Here is a 20,125-nt window from a genome sequence, read left to right as displayed (position 1 = left end):
TGCTCGTATGGGTGAGCAGCACGAACACGGGTACATTGGGCACAAAGAAGACCTGCTCAAGCGGCTGCGTCGTGCCGAGGGCCAGGTGCGTGGGCTGCAGCGCATGGTCGAAGACGACAAGTACTGCATCGACATTCTCACCCAGGTTTCTGCGGCGACAAAGGCCCTCGAGCGCGTCGGGCTCTCGCTGCTCGACGACCACCTGCGGCACTGCGTGACCGCAGCTGCCGAAGAGGGCGGCGAGGTCGCGCAAGAAAAACTTCGCGAGGCAACGCAGGCCATTTCTCGCTTCGTGGGATGATTAAGGCGCCACGTCCGTTAGGCAAGGAGCGCGATGCGTCAAGAGCACGAACAGCAAGCCCCGCAGTTCGAAATGGCCGCCCCCGGCCAGGTCGACATCACCCCCGAGATCGATGAGCTCGGCGAACTACTCGGCACCGACAGCGACCCCGGCGGGCCCGATGCGCCGTGGCGCCAGGGCTACCCCTACGACGTCAAACTCGGCCGCAAGGAGTACGAAAAGACCAAGCGCAAGCTGCAGATAGAGCTGCTGAAGCTGCAGGCGTGGGTCAAGGAGTCTGGCGAGAAGATCGTCATCGTGTTTGAGGGCCGCGACGCCGCCGGTAAGGGCGGCGCGATCAAGCGATTCACCGAGTACATGAACCCCCGCGGCGCGCGGGTGGTCGCCCTCGAGATTCCCACCGAGCGCGAGCAGACGCAGTGGTACTTTCAGCGCTACATCACCCACCTCCCCGCGGGCGGCGAGATCGTCATGTTTGACCGCTCGTGGTACAACCGAGCTGGCGTCGAGCGCGTCATGGGCTACTGCACCCCGCAGCAGTACCTCGAGTTCACCCGCTCCGCGCCAGATTTCGAGGAGCTGCTCGTGAACTCGGGCATTCACCTCATCAAGTTCTGGTTCTCGGTCGGCATGGCCGAGCAGCGCGCGAGGTTTGCATCGCGCTCCCAAGACAAGGTCAAACAGTGGAAGCTGTCTCCCACCGACCTCGCGAGCCTCGACAAGTGGGATGACTACACCCGCGCGAAAGAGGCAATGTTCTTTTACACCGACACCCCGCACGCGCCGTGGACGGTGGTGAAGTCGAACGACAAGAAGCGCGCCAGGCTCGAGGCCATGCGCTGGGTGCTGTCGAAGTTTGACTACCCGGGCAAAGACCACGATGTCGTCGGTACGCCCGACGCGCGAATCATTGGCTCGCCGAGCGATGTCTACGACGACGGCGAGACCCCGACGGGCTCCTTCCCTATCGTCAACGGTAGCTAGCGCCCTACTTTCGCTCCGTCACCACGTTTTCGCTCCGTCACCACGCAAATTCTAGGTATTTGCGTGGTGACGGAGCGAAAAGGCTCTGAGGGAGCGGGCGCAGGGGCCGGGGGCCAGGGCCAGGGCCAGGGCCAGGGCCAGGGTCCGGGCCGGGCCCTGTTTACAGGCCCGAGTACGCGTGCAGGCCCTTGAAGAACACGTTCACGACCGAGAAGTTAAAGATCACAGCTGCGTACGACACGATGTTCAGCCACGCCGAGCGCGTACCGCGCCAGCCGCGGGTCGCGCGGGCATGGATGAAGCCGGCGTAGAGCACCCAGATGATGAACGTCCACACCTCTTTCACGTCCCAGCCCCAGTAGCGACTCCAGGCTGCCTCGGCCCAGATCGAGCCGGCGATGAGCGTAAACGTCCAGAACGCGAAGCCAATGATGGCCAGGCGGTACGCGAGGTCCTCGAGCCTCACCTGGTTAGGGAAGCCGGTCATGAATACGAGCGACTGCGTCTGCCCGGCCTTCACATGCGTGGTGCGCCTGGCCTGCAGCAGCTGCAAGATCGATAGCCCGAACGACAGGGTGAAGAACCCAACCGCGAGCACCGCGACGATGATGTGAATCACGAGCCAGTACGAGTCGAGTGCGGGCACGAGCGGCACGATATCGACGTAGTAGTTCACCTTCGCGACGCCGAGAAACACGAGGGTGAGACCGGTCACGAGGGTGCCGAGGAAGCGCAGATCGACAAAGAACTGCACGATCAAGAAGATGCCAACGACAGACACGGTCGCGGTGAGCGCGAACTCATACATGTTGGCCCACGGCACACGCTCGGCTGCAATGCCGCGCAGCACCGTCGCCGTGAGGTGCAGCGCGAAGCCGAGCACCGTGAGCGCGAAGCCGGCGCGCAGCCAGCGGGAGCGCGGCAGCTTCTGCGCTGTGCCAGCCCGCGGCTTGACCAGGGTTGCGGTGTTGCCGGCCCCCGCGCTGGCAGCACCGGCGGCGCGCGACTGCGCCCCGGCCCCAGCCACGCCGGCAGCGGGCTGCAGATCACCGCTGCGATTCGCGAGGTCAACGACGTAGAAGACGAACGCGATCGCGTACACGATCATGCCCGAGTACAGCGCGATCGTGGAATAGGTTTCAAGCTCGGTCAGCACAATTCCTCAGGGTACCTCCTCTAGCTGGCCAATTCACTGAGAATGGCTAGCTCAGCAACTCCCGCTCGAGCCGCGCGTAGCTCGTCTCCATGCCGTCGACCATGCCGGTCGAGAGGATCATCTCGCGGGTTGCGGTGTCGGGGTAGGTGATGAGGAGCGAGACGAGGGTGCCGCCGTCCACGGGAATGAGGGTGAGCTCGTTGATCGTCTCGGGGCTCTGCGCCGCGTCGGGGTCTTCCGGGGTCCACATCTTCTCGGTCGTGACCGAGCGGCGCGGTGGCTCGATCTCGAGCACGGTGCCGGTGAACCCGAAGCGCTGCTCGCCGTCGTCAGACGCCCACTCGGTGCGGTGACGCTCGCCGACGGCGGTTGCCACTTCGCAGACCGGCATCGTCCAGCCGTCGGGGCCGAGCTGCCAGCGGCGCAGCAGCTCTGCGTCGTGGTGCGCCTGCCACACCTGGTCAACGGTGCCCCGCACGATGCGGCTCGTTCGCGCCTGGGTGTCGCCGATGAGCTGGAGTTCGGTGCCGGCGCCGACGGCGAACGAGGCGAGGTCTTCGACGACCGCATCGATCTGGGCCATCGCCGAGCGCATGCCCTCTTCCATGCCCATCGCGCGAAGCTGCTCGAGCTCTTCGAGGGTGTTGAAGTAGGTCGTCGTGGTGAGGCGGGATCCGAGGGCCGTTTCGGCGAAGTCAAACACCATGCGCATGTCTGGCATTTCGGTGTTGGGTTCGCCGTCTTCGCCGGCGAAGCCGTCGCGCACCTCGAACGAGCGGCCCTCGTCGACGGCCGCCCACCTCCAGTACCCGGCGCTGATCTCGCCCTCCGGCCCGGTCATTCGGTACTGGCTCAGGCCTCCGGGGTAGCCGTCGTGGCGGGTGAAGACTGCGGGGAAGGTGGGCGGCCCCCAGAAGCGTTCGATCTGGCGCGGGTCGAGGTACGCGTCCCACAGCCTGCGAACGGGAACGGTGAAGTCTGCGACAAAGGTGAGCGTCAGCGCTTCGGCGTCGGTGGTAACGGCGGTGATAGGCATGATGCGGGTCCTCTCAAGCGGGTAACTGGGTTACGGCTCAATGTTTTCGGTGAGGAGGGCGTCGAGTCGATCGATGCGGCCGCGCCAGAGCATCTCGAAGTGCCCGAGCAGCTCGCCAGCGCGGCGAATGGTCTCAGGGTTCGCGCTCACGATGCGCTCCCTTCCGCGCGGGATCTTCGCGACGAGGTCGGCAGCCTCGAGCACCGCCACGTGCTTCTGCACTGCCGCGAACGACATGTCGTAGTCGCCGGCGAGCTCGGTCACCGAGAGCTCGCTCGCCAGCGTTCGGCGCATAATGTCGCGGCGCGTCGCGTCGGCGAGTGCCCGGAAAACCCGATCCACCGCTTCGTCTGAAAGATCCTTGAGTGCAACCATTTGGTTGTATGTTACGCCGATTCTCATCGAGCGCAAGGAAAATCTTCAGATTTTCCTAAGACCTGCCCGAGGGCAGCCTAGGCAGCGTCGGTGACGTCCTCGGCAGCCGCACCGCGGCGCTTGCGGCGCCAGCTCGCGAACGCGCGCCAGAGCTCGATGAGGATAGGGATACCGGGGATCAGCACGAGCACAATGATGAAGACTTCGCTGTACTTTTGCACGAACGGAATCTGCCCGAGGAAGTAGCCGAGCAGCGTGACACCGACGGCCCAGAGCAGCGCGCCGATCGCGTTGTAGACCATGAAGTGCTTGCGGGTCATGTTCCCGACGCCCGCCGCCGCCGGCACGAAACCGCGGATGATGGGGAGGAAGCGCGCGATGATGATCGCCTTCGGCCCGTGCTTCTCGAAGAACTCGTGCGTGCGCTGCACGTTCTCGGGGTTGAAGAACCGGCTCTTGGGTCGGTTAAAGATCGCCGGCCCGAGCTTGCGGCCGAGCGTGAAGCCCAGCTGATCACCCGCGAACGCGAAGATAAACAGCAGCACACACGTGATCCAGATCGGAACGTCGATGATGCCGGTCGCGCTGAAGAGGCCGACGGTGAACAGCAGCGAGTCGCCCGGCAAGAAGGCGAGCACGAGCACGCCGGTTTCGAGGAACACGAACGCGCAGGCGAGCACAAGCGCGATCCACCCACCAGCGGAGAGCAGCGTTTCGGGGTCGAGCCAATCGATACCGAGGAGCGCGGGGGTCGACGACAGCGCGGGCAGGTCGATCTGGGCAAGCAGCGAATTCACGCCTTAAAGCTACCAGGCCAGAGCTGGCGTAAACTCGGAAGCGTATGGATAGTGGGCATCGGGCCCACCGCGCGCCGCCTCCGCGACCGAGGCCACCCGAGCCGGAGCCTGATCGCATGACCGCCACCATCATCCACAGCGCCCTCCTCATCACCGATGGGGTGCGCACTGCAGACGCCTGGGTGCAGTTCGACGGCGGAGTCGTCAAGGCGACCGGAGCCGGCGACTCCTGGCGTGAGCTCGCCTCCGCCGCGGGCCCCGACTGCGAGATCGTCGACGCGACGGGCCAGACCCTCTCCCCCGGTTTCATCGACATTCACGTGCACGGCGGCGGGGGCTCTGCGAACGAGGAGGGCGAAGACGCGATCCGCAACGTCATCGCCACGCACCGCGAGCACGGCACCACCCGCGCCGTGCTGTCGCTCGTCACCGGGCGCCCCGCCGATCTGCTCGGCCACCTCGCGACGATCGCGGCGCTCACCGAGTCGGAGCCCGGAGTGCTCGGCAGCCACCTCGAGGGCCCGTTCCTCGCCGACGAGTACCGCGGCGCCCACGACCCCGAGATGCTGCGCTCCCCGTCGCCCGCCGAGACCGCGGCGATGCTCGCGGCAGCGAACGGCACGCTCAGACAAATCACGCTCGCGCCCGAGCTTCCCGGCGCGGAGGCAGCCGTGCGGGCCTTCGTCGACGCTGGTGTCGCCGTCGCCGTCGGCCACACGAGCGCCACCTTCGAGCAGGCGCTCGCGGCGTTTGACGCCGGCGCGAGCATCCTCACCCACACGTTCAACGCGATGCCCGGCCTGCACCACCGCGCCCCCGGCCCGATCGCTGCGGCGTTCCAATCCCCGCACGTCACCCTCGAGGTCATCAACGACGGCGTGCACGTGCACCCCGCCCTCGCGCACCTCGTCTTCACCCAGGCGCAGGGGCGCGTCGCGCTCATCACCGACGCAATGGTCGCCGCGTGCGCGCACGACGGCGACTACATGCTCGGCTCGCTGCCCGTGCGGGTCGACGCCGGGGTTGCGAGACTCGTCGAGGGCGGGGCGATCGCGGGCTCCACGCTCACGCTCGATGCGGCACTCAGGCAGACCGTGACCGCGTGCGGCGTCTCGCTCGAGGAAGCCCTTCGGGCACTCACTTCGACGCCCGCAGCAGCGATCGGCCGCGGCCACGATCTCGGCTCGCTCCGGCCTGGATACGCCGCCGATGCGGTGCTCCTCGACGACGAGTTGCACGTGAAACGCGTCTGGGTTGACGGCGTCTGACCCCCGAAGCTTACCGAGGCCCACCGAGGGAGCTTGGTAACCTCTGGACATGAACGCCACCGAGATTCACGCCCTGCTCACCGAGGCACTGCAGCACACCATCGACAACGGAGATCGAGGCTACTTCGCCGAGGGCACATTCCCGCCAGACGGGTGGATTCAGGTGACCTACTCAGCGATCAACCTGAGCTATGCCCCGACTCGGGACCCCGCCGAACTGATCGCCCATCTCGATGTCCCTGAATACGTCGAGGTTGCCAGCTGGGAGGCGAACACGTACCTCACCTTGAACCACGGCGCCGATGACCTCGAGGCCATCTCGAAGTTCACGGCGGAGCTCATCGCGGCAATCGCCGCAATCGACTCCTAGCAGCTACCGCTCAGCGCCCGGCTTCGGCGCCCGCCTCTTACGCGGCGGTGCGAAGAGCAGCCACGCGACCGCGCCGGAGCCCGCGACGAACCAGACCGCCCACCACGGGAAGCCGAGCTCGACGCCGTCGCCCCCGAGCGTCTCGTTCTGCGGCGCCTCGGAATCGGGCAGCCGCACCGCGTGCACCATGAACCGGTGGCTGTTCACGCCGATGGGGGTGCAGGTGAACAGCGTCACCCAGTCCTCGCCCTCGCGAATCTCGAGCGACTCTGTGTCTCCCGGCAAGATCGTCTCGGTCTTTTCGACTCGGTAGTGGTGATCCTCGCCGAGCACGCTGATCCAGAACGTGTCGCCGACCTTCGCCTGCGGCAGTTTCGTGAAGAGCTTCGAGTGCGGCAGCCCCGAGTGTGCCGTGAGCACCGAGCGTGTTGAGGGCCCGCCGACGGGCAGCGAGGTGCCGTACATGTGCCCGGCGCCCTTCGAAATCACCTCGTCGGATGTGCCGTGGTAGGCAGGGAGCGCGATGTCGAGCCGCGGGTAGTTAATCGTGCCGATCGCGTCGGTGCCGCTCACCCGCAGCATCTCTTCGTAGGCGAGGTAGAGGTCGCTGCGCTCGGCCTCGTCTTCGTTCACCGAGATGTACGGGTCGGTGAGCGGGCCAGGCTGAAGCTCGTCATTGTAGGCGTAGGCCGCGTCGAGAATTCGCTGCCGCTCCTCGGGAGTCGTGCCGTCGACCTGGCGCACGTACCCCGAGATCTCGGCGTTGTGCCCGATGCGCGCGACCCAGCTCGCCGCGTCGGGGTAGACGAGCAACCCGATCGCGACCATCGCAACACCCTGCAACACGATGTTCAGGCCGCGCGGCCCGCGCGCGCGGCGGGGCCGCCCATTCGGGGGCGCGGTGCCGCGGGAGGCGCCGGCCACCACTAGGCTCCCCGCTCGCGGCGGCGACGCGACGCAGCAACGACACCGACCGCAACAAGCACTCCGCCGAGCAGCGCGGCAGCTGCGACGCGGCCGCCGGTCTCGCTCAACACGGGCGGCACGCCTGGCCCGCCCGGCTCCCCTGCCCGCTTCCACACAACGGCCTTCAGCGTCTCGGGGTCGTTCACCGAGTGCACTCCGCCCGAGAGAATCACGTCTTCGCCGACCCAGCCGGCCGGGTACGAGATGGGTTTCGCGAAGTAGTCGCGGTACAGCTCGCTGCCCGGCTCACGGTCAAGGCCGTCGACGAAGCCCGAGTAGCGCAGGCACTCAGCGGTCACGCTGCCGTCGGCGGCCGTTCGCAGGTCTGCACCGGCGGCGAATGTGATGGCGTGCTCGCTGGCGCGGGCGTCGGCGAGGCTCGCGTACAGCCGAAAGTCGGCGCCCTCGATGAGGTTGCCCGGCTCGCCCTTCTCGTGCACGAGGAGCCGCAGCGGCCCAAACTTCGTGGTCGCTGTGTCGGTGACGACCCCCGCGTCTCCCGCGTGCACGCGCACCTCGTTCGTGTATTCGCCGGGGGCTGCGACAGACCCCACGTAACCGATCTTCAGCTCGGCGGCTGGGTCGGCAAGCAGCTTCGCGATGCCGGCCAGCGTGAACACGGTCTCGAGGGCCTCGCGGCCGTCGACCACGACCGCCGCGACGGTGTAGTCGCTGCCAGGCACGAGCGCCGGCTGCCCGGTGATCTCGACGGTCGTGTCGCTGACCGCCCCGAGCAACGAGACGCCTGGCGCAAACACCTGCTGCACGCGATAGCTCGCGAGCTCGGTGACGTCAGGAATAGCGCTCAGCGACGCCCAGGCGACGGGGTCGCCGCAGGTCACAGCCGCGGCGTCGCGCACGCCGAGCCGCACATCGACCCTGGCGGTCTTCGGGGTCACGTGCACCGTCGTCAGCCACTCGCTCGGATCGGCGGGGTCTGGCAGCGGCAGTACGACGAGAAACGGGGCCGCCAGAATCGCGCCGGCCGGCGCCGCCGTCTCGGTCACGAGGTACAGCCCGTTGGCGAGACCGTCGAACACGAGGGTGCCGTCGGCGCCCGTTTCGCCCTCGCGCACCAGCGGTTCGTTCGCGGTGAGCGCACCCGCCTCCTCGGGGGTGAGGTCGACCGCGCGGTTCCAGTCGACAGTCGTTTCGAGCCTGAAGCCGGGCACGCGCTTCACTTCGTAGGTGTGCCCTGCCGCCCCGGTCTCGGCGGGGGCGAGGCCCGGCCGGTTCGTGTCGCCCGGCGCCGCACCCGCGTGGATCACGAGCGTCTTCGGGCCGGCGGGGAACACGACGTCTGCGGCGAGCGCCGCGGGGCCCCCGGCGAGCACGGCAAGCGCGACGAGCAGCGCCATCAGCGCACCGGCGAGCGCGCCGCGGCTCAGCGCGGTGCTTGGCGGTGAGATCCGCAGCGTGGCGGATCCTGAGCGCGCTGCCGAGACCGCGCTGGCTGACTGCCGGGCCTTCATGGGGTCCTCTTCTCGTGGGTGACCTGCGCAGCGTCGGCGCTGCTACCGGTCGGGTCGAACTTGGGAGCGGCGGGCCCCGAGCCCGCTCGCCGGCCGCGGGCTGCGCGGCCCCTCGGTGGCGCGAACAGGAGGTAGGCTGTGCCACCCGCGCCCCCGGCAAATATGAGCGCCCACCACGGAAAGCCAGCCGACCCGGCGGCGGTAGCGGGCGCGCTGCCGGTAGGCGGCGGCACCCGCACTGCGTGCACGAGGAAGCGGTGGCTGTTCACCCCGATGGGGGTGCAGGTGAAGAGCGTCACCCGATCTTCACCCGGGGCGACGCTGAGGGAGTCGGTAACGAAGGGCTCGACGGTTTCGAGGCCGTCGACCTCGTAGAACATGGTTTCGCCAAGCACGCGCACCTCGAACACGTCGCCGATGCGCGCCTGGGGAAGCTTCGTGAACAGCGAGGCGTGCACGAGGCCCGAGTGAGAGGTGAGCACGGAGTGCGTGGACTCCCCTCCGACGGGGAGCGAAGAGCCGTAGAGGTGGCCGACGCCGCGGGTGAGCGCGGCCTCGCCTGCGCCGTGGTAGACGGGCAGCCCGATGCCGAGCCGCGGGTACACGACCTCGCCGATCACGTCGGTGCCCGCAGAGCGCGTGTTGGCGGCGCGGGTGCCCGAAGAAGCCGTGCCAGCAGAGTTGGTGCCGGCGTTGTCGGTGCCGTCGTCGTCAATAGCCGGCACCCGCAGCACGTCTTCGTAGGCCCGGTAGGCTGCGGCGTCTGCCGCCTCGGCGACGGGATCGCCGGCTGCCGAGTACGGGTCGACGAGCGCCCCGGCCGGCAGGTTCGCATTGTAGGTGCGTGCCGCCTCGAGGGCCGCGGCGCGCTCAGTTGGGGTGAGTTGATCGACCTCGCGCACGTACCCAGCGCGCTCCTCGGTGTGCGCGAGCGCCGCGAACCAATCGGCCGCGGCCGGGTAGACAAGTGCGCCGATACCGAGCATGGCGATCACCTGCAGCACGATCGGCGCCCCGAGGCGCCTGCCGCCGCGGCGCTCCCGCTTGCGCGCTGCCGCGGCATCGTTTCGATCTGCGCGGGGGCCGGAGGTGCCCGGCGCTTCATGCACGAGTGCGTGACTCATCGGGCACCTCCTTTCCTGCTACCTATCGTTCTCTGCGCGGAGTGAGGGGTTACTCGGCAGCCTGGCGGCGACGGCGTGCCACGATGAGCACGATCGCGAGCAGTGCGATACCCGCGACGGTGAGCATGAGCGTGCCCGTGCCACCGGTGAGGGGCAGCACGAAGCCACCACGGTCGTACTGGTTCACGATGACCTGGGCGGTCTGCGTGCCCGAGGTGTCGTTCACGAAGAACTCGACGGGTGCGGTGAGCAGCTGGTGGCTCTCGAGCGCCTTGGTCTCGACGAGCCAGTAGCCCTGCTTCGCAACGGGGGCGCCGTCTGCGTGCTCGCTGTAGCGCAGGCCGGTGATGAGCACCTTGCCGGTCTCGTCGGTCGACCAAACGCCGTCGGTGTGCCCGCCGGTTTCGGGCTTGAGTGCTGCCTTACGAGCAGTCGAGTCGCCCTTCAGCGCTGCCTCGGCTGTTGCCTTGTCTGCGAACACCATGAACTCGGCGCCGGCAAGGCTCACATCGGTGCCCTTCGGAGCACCCTCGGTGTCTTTCACGAGCTGGTAGTCGCCGTACTTGATCTCGGCCTCGGTGGTGTTCTTCTTCGGCTGCGAAGCAGAGGTGGTGAACTGCGCGATGTTCTTGATGCTGCCCTGCTTGAGCACGGTGGTCTCGAGCTTCACGGTCGCGTCAAACGCCGCGTTCTCTGCGAGCTTCGCGAGGCCCGTGGCGGTGAACGTCACGGTGACGGTGTTGCCCGCCAGCGCGGTCGTGTAGTCGCCCGCGTCGCCCGCGACGAGATCGACGGTCTTCGGGCTCGGCGTGTTCGGCTCGGTGAGCTGCGCGGTGACGCTGTCGAGACCCTTGGCGAGCGCGAGGTAGTCTGCGGCGAGCTCATCGGTTATCTGGAACATCTCAACCGCGACGGGCTTGCCAGTCGCGGGGTCGCGCGGGCTCGGGTTCTTGATCGAGACCGTCCAGGTCACGGTGTCGCCCACGACGAGCTTGTCGGCGTTCGCAACGGTCTTCGTGCCAGAGATCGTGTGGTTCTTCGGGTACACGTAGACCGTGTCGAGCCAGGTCTCTTTCTTCGTCGGCTCGGTGAGCGGCAGCGCGACGAGGAAGTCGCCTGCTGCGACAACGCCGGCGGGCGTCGCGGTCTCGCGAATAAGCCAGAGGCCGGCACCGAGGTCGCCCTCGGTTGCCGACGCGCCGACCCAGCGAATCTCGCCGGCCCCGTCAGTCTTGCCCGAGCGGGTCTGCTCGGGCGCCCAGGTCTGCACCGCGTCGACGCGCTGCTGCGCCTCGGCGAGCGAGATGCCGGCGATCTCCTGCTGCGCCTCGTGCGAGGTCGCGCCCTTCGTGGTGTCAAGCGGCACCCGGTGCGCCGTGAAGCTGACGCCCTCGATGGTCTCGCCGGGCAGGGTCTCGAGCGGCCGGCCCGTCGCCGCGTCTCCGGTTGCCTCGGGCTGCTCAAGCTTCGTGATGACGAGGCCAGAGCGCTCGGGAGCATTGGTTGCCGGAGCGGCGTTTGCTGCTGCCGCGCCGCCGAATGCGAGCGCGACGGCAGTCACGAGCGCACCGGCGCTCGCGAGAATGCCGCGTTTCTTGGTGTTCAACATTGTTTCCCCTTCTTGAAAACGATGGTGTTGCTTTGAGAGATGTAAAACCTGGTGAGTGAAAACTGAGTGGGCGAAGCCGTCGGGGCCCGATGCCCGAGATCGGATCCCGCGGGCTACGCCGCGTGCCGCGGCGCCTGTCGGCGGCGCATGCGCCACCAGAGGGTGCCGACCGCGGCAACCGCGAGCGCGAGCGCCCCGCCACCCCAGAGCAGCCAGGGCCCGATGCCGCCGGTCAGCGGGAGCGGCGCTGGCACAGGGTCTTTCACGAGCATGAGATACCCGGTCGGGTTCACGCACGCGGTGTCGCGCTCCGCGACCGTGCCGCGAGGCTCGAACTGCCCGTTCGGCTGCTGCTGGCCGGGGTTGCAGCGCTCGAGGTAACCGCCCGCGCCATCGCTCACGTCGAGCTGACCGCGCCCCTGCATCGCCGAGACACCGAGCGACGGCCCGTCTTGCTCCGGCCAGATCTTGAACTGGATCGGCTGGGCGAGGCGCTGCACGCCAGGCACCTCACGCGGTGCCCTCGACGTCGCGTCTTCGGCAGCCTGCGCAGTAGGCGCCTTGGTTTCGACGAGCCAGTAGTCGCCGGCCTCAAGGTTCTCGGAGCGCCACCTACCCTGCTGCGCGCCCGACCCGATCTCGTAGATCGTGCCGCACACGGGCAGCGGCTTGTCGCCCGGGTTCACCGGCGGGTGATCGTTGTTCCAGTCGAGGATCCGCTGCTGAATCGCTGCCCCCTCGGCGCCGAACGCGAACCGCGACTCGTCGGCCGCAGCCGCGGGCGTCACCCAGGCACCGCGCCACGGGTTCTTCGCAGCGTAGGGGTCGTAGTCGGTGCGGCAGAGCTGCACCGACGGGTAGGCCGTGGGCTTGCCGGTGCTCGCATCGTGGTCGCGAATCTCGAACTCGTGCCCCACCATGTTCCACAGGCCCGTCGGGTCCGGGTCCCAGTCGCGATCATCCGCGAGCGCCTGCACGCCCGCTCCGCCGGCATCCTTGCGAATCGTGAAGTAGTTCTGGCTCAGCTCGTGCTGCACGCGGCACTGCTCGGGGAATGACAGGTCGACCGGATCCGCCGCGTTCGGCGCGAGCGAGGTGTTCGCCCGCACGCTGCCCGTCGCGCACTCGTTCGGCGCAAACGTGCGCGAGGCCGCACCCGTGCCCGACTTCGCGGTGCCGGTCGCGTAGTTCGCAAACTTCCAGCCCGAGGTCGGCACCTTCCCCTGCCCCACCCAGATCTGCGGGTCGGGAATCGGGCGTTCGGCCGGGCTCTCGGCGGCCTGCACGGCGAACCACAGCTCGGCGCGCACGGCCTCGGCCGGCAGATCCATGGGCTCACCCGACGTCACGATCCACCTGAGATCCTCAGGCTGACCTGTCGGCGCGACGTTCACCTGCGTTGGGGCGGCGACCTCGCGCACCGGGGTGAGGGTGCTCGCAGGGCCCTCGGTCGGCTGGCCGTCGAGCCCGATCGTGCGGTTGTCTGCGTTGAAAAGGTACACGCCCCTGCCGGCCGCGCCGCCGGGCACAACGGCGCCCGGAGCCCAGCCCGCGGTCTTCAGCACATGGGTGACATCGTCTTCGAGCACGAGCCCGGTGAGCGTCGTGCCGGCGTTCGCCTTTGTTGCGGTGACCTTATAGTGCACATTGCCGCCCTTGTGCAGCCTGGCGCCGTCGGCTGGCAGCGAGCCCTTCGTCACGCTCCACGCCTGAATCGGGTGCTCGGTGCACAGGCCCGGCTTGCACTCGGCAGGCGGGGTGTCTGCGGTGCCGCGCGCGAGCTTGTTGCGCAGGAAGTAGCCCTGCGGCGCTGCCTTCGCGCCAGAGGCCTTCTGTCGCGCCTCGGCGTTCACCGAGTTCTCGAGCACCCGCACCGAGAAGCTCAGCGATGCTTTCGAGTGCGCGGCAACCTTGCCCTCGACGCGCAAGATCTGCTGCTTCGGGTTCCAGTGCTTCGCCTGATCGTAGACGATGCCGCCCTGCGTGGTGACGACGGGGGTCTTCGACACGTTGCCCTTACCGTCGACGAACACGGCGTCGTCGAGCACGTCGGCGAGGTAATCGCTGTAGAGCACGTCTGACGCCGTCGGGCCGGTGCTGTTGTCAAAACCGAGCGTGTAGCGCACGATGCCGCCCTGGGCGTCGTCGCGGTGCACCGCGGTGCCAGACGCCGGGACCGCGGTCTTCGTCGCCTGCGCGATCGTGTTCGTGAAGGTGCAGAGCACCTCCTCGCCCTGCGCCATCGCCGGCACGGTGATGGGGGTGGCGTTCGAGCGTCCCGTGCCCTCGGCGATGACGGTGCCGCCGACGGTGCACTCCCAGCGCGAGGCGTAGTTGCCAGGCCCAGTGTTGCCGACGACGGTCTCCGAGATCGAGATCGTGCCGCCCGAGGTCACCGGAATGGGCCCGAGGGTCTGTGGCTGCGGCCCGACGGCGTCGCCCTTGGTCTCGGTGACGCCGAGCGATGTGTCGCCGCTCTTCAGCTCGAGCCTGAACTGGTCGGCGGCCGCGACCCGGCCGTCTGGCAGGTTTTTTTGCAGCGTCACGGTCGGCGGGTAGCCACACGAGGCGAGGTCTGAGGTGCTGAACTTTGGGTTTCTAGGGAGCGTCGGCTCGCTCGGTTTGCCGTTGTCGTACGGCAGCTTCACCGAGCTCAGCGCAGAGGTTCCGCCACTGTCACTGCCGAAGTAGAGTAGCCCGGTCGGGTCGTAAGCAATGCCGTTCACACCACCGAAGGGGCTCTTCGCCGAGGGCAGCTGCACGACTCCGCGCACGGGCTCAACCCCCGACGCCTTTTTCAGGGCTGCAGCGTCGACTCGGTACACCGACAGCGCGCGGCTGTTGAGATCGCCGCGAATGAGGTAGAGGTTACCGAGGCTGTCGAAAGCGAAGTCACCGTTCGGAGTCTGGTCTCGCCCCAGGGCAGGGCCGGGCACCTCAACGAGGCCGCGCGGCTCCATAGTGGTTGCGCCCTCTTCGAGTGCCCACAGCTGAAAGCGCGACCCGTTCTGCGAGAACCCACCCGCCCAGTAGGTACCGTTCTGGTCGACCGCACCGCCGATGCTCCAGTTCTTATTCACCTGGGTATTCGCTGTCGAAAACGAGACTCCGAGGGGCTGCCACTCCTTGGCCGCGAGATTGAATCGGTAGACGTCGTTCGTGTGCGAGCCCGAGATCCGCTCGAAGGCGTACGCGGCCGTGCCGCCTGGCCCAACACCGAGCCCATTGAAGTCTCGGTCGCGGCCCGGGGCGGCGTCGCCAACGATGCTCACCGCGGCGGCTGTGCCCTTATCGTTCACAACGAGCTGCTGCAGCTGCCCCGTCTTCGCAACGGAGTAGATCGTGCCGGCAACACAACCGAGCGGCTCAGCTTTGGCGACCCGCAACGTACCGAAACTGAAGCTCTCGCCTGCCCACGGGTTCGGCGAGGGCAGCGCCGATGCCCACCACTGTGACGTCGGAATCTCCACCCACTCAGCGCGCGTGAACTCGTAGCCGAGAGGGGCGCTCACCGGTTTGATGCGGAAGCGCTCGCCGCGAGCCGCGTTGGTGAGACGCGTGACGGAGCCGTCGGCGACAAGCCTGTCGACCGAGAAATAGCCCGCGCGCGGATCCTGATCCATCGAATCTCCGGCGCAGCTCCCGGCCGCGCAGTCTGTGACCGTGTACGTTTTGCCCCAGTTCACACCGCCCGTCGCGGTGCTCTTCGCCGGGCCCTGCACGGTCACGGTGGCCCCTGCGACAGCGGCGCCCGAGGCGTCTGCCACCGACCAGGTGAGCGCGGGGCCGGCCTGCGCGCGGGGCGCTGCGGCGAGCCGATCGGGCGTGGCCTTGGGATCAGCGTCGGCTGCGCCCGCGTCTGTGTCGCCCGCGTCTGCTTGATCTGCTGCGTCGGCCCTCTCTGAACCGTCGCCAGGCGACGTGCGCTGCTGGGGCGCAAGGTCGTCGCCCGACGGCTGTGTGGGCTCCGGCGCTGCGTCGGACGCGTTCGCCTCAGGTGTCGCCTGCGTGCGCTCGACGGCGTACGCAGGAGACGCCGCGGTGTCTCCGAGCGGCATGATGATTCCGACGAGCGCGCTCAATACGAGCGCGCTCGTCGCAATCCCCCTATTGCGAGGCTTCCCCAACTGTCCCCCATTAACGTTGCGCGCACGAGTGTGCGACGCGCGAGACTGGTCTTCCCCAAGACCAACTCTGGTGTGAACGGTTCGCCGCGAGACCCCAAATCTCAGCGGGCGAACCCTGTCGGCGCGGACCAGGAATTTACCGCAGCAAAATCAGCGGTTCCATCGCGCCGTCGTTCAGCATAGGCTGGTGCTGAGGTGTGCGTACGCTCCTACGCAAGACCTTCCCCCTGTTCTTCTCCCTCGAGGGAAACGGCCCCACCGCCACTACCCCCTGGGCGCTTCACCCAACGTTTCCCCCACCCACGAAAGGTACCCATGCTGCGGTTTAACGACGCCCCGGGTACCCAACCTCATGACCGACGCGCGGTGATCGACGGCGCACGGGTGGCGCTACCAAGCAGGTGCCGCCTGATCGAGCGCCTCATCGAAGAGACCGCTGGTTCAGCCGGAATGCAGCGACTCACGCTCGTGTGCGCCCCTACGGGGTACGGGAAGACCGCCACCATCGCAGACTGGCTTGGGGGCGACACTGCCGGCGCCTTTCCCGTACGCTGGCTGCACTGCGTGCAGGGCCCCTCGCAACCACTCTGGGAAAGTATGATCGCCGTTCTCGCGCCGCTCTCTGACGCGCGACCCGCCGAGGGCACCGCCCCCGCCGCCTCCGTGCTGGCGCTCGCCAGGGGCTTGCGCAGCGGCATCACGCTCGTCGTCGACGATTACCAACTCATCACCTCGGCGGCCACCGATATGGCGCTCGCTGAGCTGTCGGCTGCCTCGCCGCAGCTGTCGCTCGTGGTCATCGGGCGCAGGGTGACGCTCCTCGACGGCCCGCTCGTGAGCGCGACCACCCGCGTGCGCATCATCGGCACCGACGATCTCAAGCTCACGCCGGCCGAGGCAGCCGAGCTCGCGCAGTCACTCGGCGTCCCGGTGAGCCCGAGCCTCGCCGCAGCAATCGAGCGCTGTGACGGCTGGCCGCTGGCGATCCGCGCGGCGCTCAATCTGGGCTCTGACGTGCTCTACGCAGACACGGCGGCGGGGCGGGTGTGGTCGGGCGGGCCGGCAGCGCGCACGTTCGACCCTCTCGCAAACCTTGGCGCGTACGCGCTCGCCTCGCTCGAAATCATGCACCCCGATGCTCGCAGCGTTGTGCTCGCCTCGGCGCAAATCGACTCGTTCAGCCTCGCGCAGATTCGCGACTTGCTCGGCACCGACGATGCCGCCGCGACCGCAACGGTGCAGCACCTCACCGAGCTCGGCTTTCTCGTTCCAACGGGCGAAGCCGGCCCGCCCGAGTACCGCTGCCATCGGGCAATGCGCACCCCCTTCGCGGAGTTCGCGGCGAACGCAATTCCGCTCGCTGAGCGCCAGGCGCTGTACCGCGGGCGCGCCGCCGAGATCGCCGCCACGGCGCCATTCACCGCGTTTCGCCTGTTCTGCGCCGCGGAAGACTTCGCGGCGGCCGAGGTCGTGCTCGCCCAGAACTTCACGACACTCACTGACGAGGGCGACGCCTGCGCGAGCATGCTCCGCGCGCTCCCCGAGAGCGTGCTCCACACCTACCCGACCCTCACCGCCGCGCTGCTCTTTCTCGAGAACCCGCAGGTCGGGGTGTCGCCGTCGCGGCTGCGCTATCTGTTGCAGCTCTGGCAGAGCGGGCTCGCTCGCCGCCTCCCCGAGGGCGCCAAGACGGCGCCAGGGCCGCTCCACCTGCACCTGCTGTGCGAGTCGATGGTCATGAACCGGGTGCTCGGCGACCTCGACGCTGCGCGGGCGCTACTGCACCACATTGAGGCGCGCTTCACACCCGCGCAGGCACTGGCCCAGTCGGCAAACGCTGCCAGCGCGGCCGTCGCCTTAGCCGACTCAGACGATGCCGGCGCGGTGCTCGCTGGCAACGGCTCACTCTCGGTCTTCTACCGCGAGCTCGCGGGCACGGCGCTCGCAGTCGGCGACTTCGGCAGGGCGCGCCGCAACCTCAAGCGGCTGCGGCGGCACGCCGAGCGCAAGATCAGCGCACCGTGGCACGGCTTCCCCCACGCCTCGACCCGCACGGTGACCGACGCCGAATCTGGCGCGAACTGGCTCGTCGGCGCGCTCGCAGAACTCGCGTTCACCGACACGATCGACGGCCACATTCGGCGCGCTGGCGAGCTGTTGTATGAGCTCGACACGCACGTCGCGACGAGCGGCGCGACCGCCCCGGGGCTGGCGTGGGTCGGTGCTGAGATCGCGCGGGCGCACCTCGCGCAGGAGAACGGTGACGGGGCGTTGCTCGAGCGGGCGCGCGAGCGGCTCTCGCTCATCGGCGATCGGCTCGAGCCGTGGCCGATGCTCCTCATCGCGGAGGCCGCCGCTATCCGGGGCAGCCGCGGCATCGAATTCGCCCTCACTCACTTCGTCGCGGGGCTCGCCGCGGGTACGCAGCTCGCGCCGATTCCGAAGGCTTGGTGCCCCTACATCGTCAATTTCGAGGCGATGCTCAACAGCTCGGTGGGCAACCTCACACGCGCGGCCGAGCTCATCGCCCGCGGCCCCGCCGATGAGCCGTCGTTTCGGCTCGAGCGCGCACGCCTCGAGGTGTTCTCGGGCAACGACGTCGAGGCACTCCTGCTCGCGCAGGGAGTCGGCGACCCGGGAACGACGAAGCGCCAGCGGGTGGATCGCCGGCTCATCACCGCGGTTGCTGCCTGGGGTTGCGGCCATACAGACGAGGCACTCACCGCGCTGCAGGCGGCTGTGGAGCTCATCGACAAGTATTTTCTCCCAGCGATGCTGCTGAGCGTGCCGTACGAGCTGCTGCACGGCCTCGCCGTCGCCGCCCGCGAGGCCGGTGTCTGCGACATCGTCGACATGGTCGAGCGAATCCCTGGCCCGGCGCGGGCGCAGCGCTTCGAGCAGCTCACTGAAATGGAGCTGCGCACGCTCCTCGCAATCGCCGAGCACCGTAACGCGAATCAAGCGGCCTCAAGCCTCTTTGTCACCGCTGGCACGGTGAAGAAGCACCTCGCCGCGGTGTACCGCAAGCTCGGGGTGCGCGATCGCGACTCGGCGATTCTGCGCGCGGGCAAAATGGGTCTGCTCGCGGCGCCGCTTCCGGCGGCGGGGTAGCGGGGCTCGCGGTTGCGCCGGCGGGTGCGCCGGCGCCGGGCCCCGGAGTCGGAGCCGGGGCCGGAGCCGGGGGCCGATCAGCTCACATGCCTACAGCGCCCGCAGCACCACCGCGGAGCCCTGGCCTCCGCCGCCGCAGATGCCAACTGCGCCGAGCGAGCCAGAGCCAGCCTCGGCGAGCTGACGCGCGAGGGTGCCGACGATGCGGGCGCCCGAGGCGCCGATGGGGTGGCCGAGGGCGATCGCGCCGCCGTGCTGGTTCACGATCGCGGGGTCGATGCCCAGCTCGCGCGTTGACTGGATGCCGACGGCTGCGAACGCCTCGTTGATTTCAACGGCGACAAGCTCGCTGGCCTGGGCCCCCACCTTCTGCAGCGCAGCGGCGATGGCCCGCGACGGCTGCGAGTGCAGGTGCGAGTCTGGGCCAGCGACGAACGCCGTCGCCTCGACGCTGGCGATGGGGCTGAGCCCCAGCCGCTCGGCGGCGGCCTCGCTCACGAGCACGAGCGCAGCCGCGCCGTCGGTGATTTGGGAGGCGTTGCCAGCGGTGATGGTGCCGTCTTTCGCAAACGCCGGGCGCAGCCCTGCGAGGCCCTCTGCCGTGGTGTCTGCGCGCACGCCGTCGTCTGCAGCGACCACGGTTTCGCCGCGGCGCGTCTTCACCGTGTAGGGCTCGATCTCGGCGGCGAGAAACTCTGCAGAGGCGGCCGCGCGCTGGTGTGACGCGGCCGCGAAGGCGTCTTGCTCTTCACGGGTGAGCTTGAGCGGGGCGTTACCGGTCTCGGTGAGCGCGCCCATGGCCACCTGGTCGAACGCGTCGGTGAGCCCGTCGTGCTCGACCGTGTCGATGAGGGTGGCCGGGCCGTACTTCGTGCCGGCCCGGAGCGGCATGACGTGCGGGGCGAGGGTCATAGACTCCTGCCCGACGGCGACGACGATCTCGGCCTCGCCCGAGTTAATGAGGCGCACCGCCTGCGACACGGCCTCGGTGCCCGACAGGCAAACCGCGTTCAGCGTGATCGCCGGCACGCCCATAGGAATGCCGGCACCAACTGCTGTCTGGCGGGCGGGGTTCTGCCCGGCGCCCCCCTGTAGCACCTGGCCGCCGACGACGAGGTCGACCGCGTCGGCGGCAACGCCGGCGCGCGCCAGCGCCGCCTTCACCGCGTGCGCCCCCAGGGCGACAGCCGTCTCGGCCGCGAGCTGCCCGGTGAACTTGGTGAACGGCGTGCGTGCGTAACCCGCGATGAGTGCGGTCATGGAAATCCTCCTCGATTGCGACAGACGTCTCTACTCACTCATTGTGCCGGGTTCGCGGGCAGCGCGCACGTACGTTGTGCCCAGGATTCGGGGGTATGAATGGTCAAATGTGACAGATTAACCACCCCCGGGCGACCCGTGCGCGCGCAGGCTACGCGGGCAACGCGCA

At 68.4% G+C, this 20,125-nt stretch carries 15 protein-coding genes; 5 read left to right on the top strand and 10 right to left on the bottom strand.

Features of this window, described 5'->3' with window-relative positions:
* The first annotated feature begins 7 nt into the window (after positions 1-7).
* Positions 8-301: a metal-sensitive transcriptional regulator gene (locus ABD115_RS01155; protein ID WP_343957328.1), complete on the top strand. Its 294-nt coding sequence runs from the start codon at positions 8-10 to the stop codon at positions 299-301.
* A 33-nt stretch (positions 302-334) separates the two neighbouring features.
* On the top strand, positions 335-1,285 hold the full coding sequence (gene ppk2 / locus ABD115_RS01150; RefSeq protein ID WP_343957326.1) for a polyphosphate kinase 2: 951 nt from the start codon (positions 335-337) through the stop codon (positions 1,283-1,285).
* Between the two features lie 160 nt (positions 1,286-1,445).
* On the opposite strand, the gene ccsB is transcribed toward ppk2, so the two are convergent.
* From ccsB to ABD115_RS01130, 4 genes are all read right to left on the bottom strand, one after another.
* Positions 1,446-2,393, bottom strand: a complete 948-nt coding sequence (ccsB, locus tag ABD115_RS01145) for a c-type cytochrome biogenesis protein CcsB (protein WP_343957522.1) — start codon at positions 2,391-2,393, stop codon at positions 1,446-1,448.
* Between the two features lie 94 nt (positions 2,394-2,487).
* Complete coding sequence (locus ABD115_RS01140) at positions 2,488-3,477, bottom strand: SRPBCC family protein (protein WP_343957324.1); 990 nt, start codon at positions 3,475-3,477, stop codon at positions 2,488-2,490.
* 30 nt (positions 3,478-3,507) lie between these two features.
* Positions 3,508-3,852, bottom strand: a complete 345-nt coding sequence (locus tag ABD115_RS01135) for an ArsR/SmtB family transcription factor (protein WP_343957322.1) — start codon at positions 3,850-3,852, stop codon at positions 3,508-3,510.
* 77 nt (positions 3,853-3,929) lie between these two features.
* Entirely contained in the window at positions 3,930-4,649 is a 720-nt protein-coding gene (locus tag ABD115_RS01130; RefSeq protein WP_343957320.1) for a VTT domain-containing protein, read from the bottom strand.
* Between the two features lie 116 nt (positions 4,650-4,765).
* Between ABD115_RS01130 and nagA the strand changes: the two genes are divergently transcribed.
* Together nagA and ABD115_RS01120 are read left to right on the top strand one after the other, a co-directional pair.
* Positions 4,766-5,917 (top strand): N-acetylglucosamine-6-phosphate deacetylase, encoded by a 1,152-nt coding sequence (gene nagA, locus ABD115_RS01125; RefSeq protein WP_343957318.1) that lies wholly within the window; start codon positions 4,766-4,768, stop codon positions 5,915-5,917.
* A 49-nt stretch (positions 5,918-5,966) separates the two neighbouring features.
* Positions 5,967-6,287, top strand: a complete 321-nt coding sequence (locus tag ABD115_RS01120; protein WP_343957317.1) for a hypothetical protein — start codon at positions 5,967-5,969, stop codon at positions 6,285-6,287.
* Positions 6,288-6,290: 3 nt separating this feature from the next.
* Here ABD115_RS01120 and ABD115_RS01115 read toward each other — a convergent pair whose 3' ends face one another.
* From ABD115_RS01115 to ABD115_RS01095, 5 genes are all read right to left on the bottom strand, one after another.
* A complete protein-coding gene (locus tag ABD115_RS01115; protein ID WP_343957315.1) occupies positions 6,291-7,211 on the bottom strand; it encodes a class C sortase in 921 nt (306 codons plus the stop codon).
* A gap of 2 nt (positions 7,212-7,213) precedes the next feature.
* Positions 7,214-8,725 (bottom strand): SpaH/EbpB family LPXTG-anchored major pilin, encoded by a 1,512-nt coding sequence (locus tag ABD115_RS01110; RefSeq protein WP_343957313.1) that lies wholly within the window; start codon positions 8,723-8,725, stop codon positions 7,214-7,216.
* Positions 8,722-9,849 carry a class C sortase gene (locus tag ABD115_RS01105; RefSeq protein ID WP_343957311.1) on the bottom strand — a complete coding sequence of 376 codons (1,128 nt, stop codon included), beginning with the start codon at positions 9,847-9,849 and terminating at the stop codon, positions 8,722-8,724. The genes ABD115_RS01110 and ABD115_RS01105 overlap by 4 nt, the downstream gene beginning before the upstream one ends.
* Positions 9,850-9,898: 49 nt before the next feature.
* Entirely contained in the window at positions 9,899-11,458 is a 1,560-nt protein-coding gene (locus ABD115_RS01100; protein ID WP_343957310.1) for a SpaH/EbpB family LPXTG-anchored major pilin, read from the bottom strand.
* Positions 11,459-11,571: 113 nt separating this feature from the next.
* Positions 11,572-15,540, bottom strand: a complete 3,969-nt coding sequence (locus ABD115_RS01095) for a DUF7927 domain-containing protein (RefSeq protein WP_343957308.1) — start codon at positions 15,538-15,540, stop codon at positions 11,572-11,574.
* A 360-nt stretch (positions 15,541-15,900) separates the two neighbouring features.
* On the opposite strand from ABD115_RS01095, the gene ABD115_RS01090 reads away from it, so the two are divergent.
* Positions 15,901-18,696 carry a helix-turn-helix transcriptional regulator gene (locus ABD115_RS01090; RefSeq protein ID WP_343957306.1) on the top strand — a complete coding sequence of 932 codons (2,796 nt, stop codon included), beginning with the start codon at positions 15,901-15,903 and terminating at the stop codon, positions 18,694-18,696.
* 90 nt (positions 18,697-18,786) lie between these two features.
* Here the strand turns inward: ABD115_RS01090 and ABD115_RS01085 are convergent, their stop codons facing one another.
* Positions 18,787-19,956, bottom strand: coding sequence for an acetyl-CoA C-acyltransferase (locus tag ABD115_RS01085; RefSeq protein WP_343957305.1), 1,170 nt, complete (start codon positions 19,954-19,956; stop codon positions 18,787-18,789).
* Positions 19,957-20,125 lie beyond the last annotated feature (169 nt).

The sequence above is a fragment of the Leucobacter albus genome, from assembly GCF_039528015.1.
Taxonomy (GTDB): Bacteria; Actinomycetota; Actinomycetes; order Actinomycetales; family Microbacteriaceae; genus Leucobacter; species Leucobacter albus.
This window is presented reverse-complemented; position numbering and strand designations above follow the sequence as displayed.

Excerpts from the sequence above, each read along its gene's own strand:
- ABD115_RS01155 (WP_343957328.1), top strand. The coding sequence starts at position 8 with ATGGGTGAGCAGCACGAACACGGGTACATTGGGCACAAAGAAGACCTG.
- ppk2 (WP_343957326.1), top strand. The coding sequence starts at position 335 with ATGCGTCAAGAGCACGAACAGCAAGCCCCGCAGTTCGAAATGGCCGCC.
- ccsB (WP_343957522.1), bottom strand. The coding sequence starts at position 2,393 with ATGATCGTGTACGCGATCGCGTTCGTCTTCTACGTCGTTGACCTCGCG.
- ABD115_RS01140 (WP_343957324.1), bottom strand. The coding sequence starts at position 3,477 with ATGCCTATCACCGCCGTTACCACCGACGCCGAAGCGCTGACGCTCACC.
- ABD115_RS01135 (WP_343957322.1), bottom strand. The coding sequence starts at position 3,852 with ATGGTTGCACTCAAGGATCTTTCAGACGAAGCGGTGGATCGGGTTTTC.
- nagA (WP_343957318.1), top strand. The coding sequence starts at position 4,766 with ATGACCGCCACCATCATCCACAGCGCCCTCCTCATCACCGATGGGGTG.
- ABD115_RS01120 (WP_343957317.1), top strand. The coding sequence starts at position 5,967 with ATGAACGCCACCGAGATTCACGCCCTGCTCACCGAGGCACTGCAGCAC.
- ABD115_RS01110 (WP_343957313.1), bottom strand. The coding sequence starts at position 8,725 with ATGAAGGCCCGGCAGTCAGCCAGCGCGGTCTCGGCAGCGCGCTCAGGA.
- ABD115_RS01105 (WP_343957311.1), bottom strand. The coding sequence starts at position 9,849 with ATGAGTCACGCACTCGTGCATGAAGCGCCGGGCACCTCCGGCCCCCGC.
- ABD115_RS01100 (WP_343957310.1), bottom strand. The coding sequence starts at position 11,458 with ATGTTGAACACCAAGAAACGCGGCATTCTCGCGAGCGCCGGTGCGCTC.
- ABD115_RS01090 (WP_343957306.1), top strand. The coding sequence starts at position 15,901 with ATGCTGCGGTTTAACGACGCCCCGGGTACCCAACCTCATGACCGACGC.
- ABD115_RS01085 (WP_343957305.1), bottom strand. The coding sequence starts at position 19,956 with ATGACCGCACTCATCGCGGGTTACGCACGCACGCCGTTCACCAAGTTC.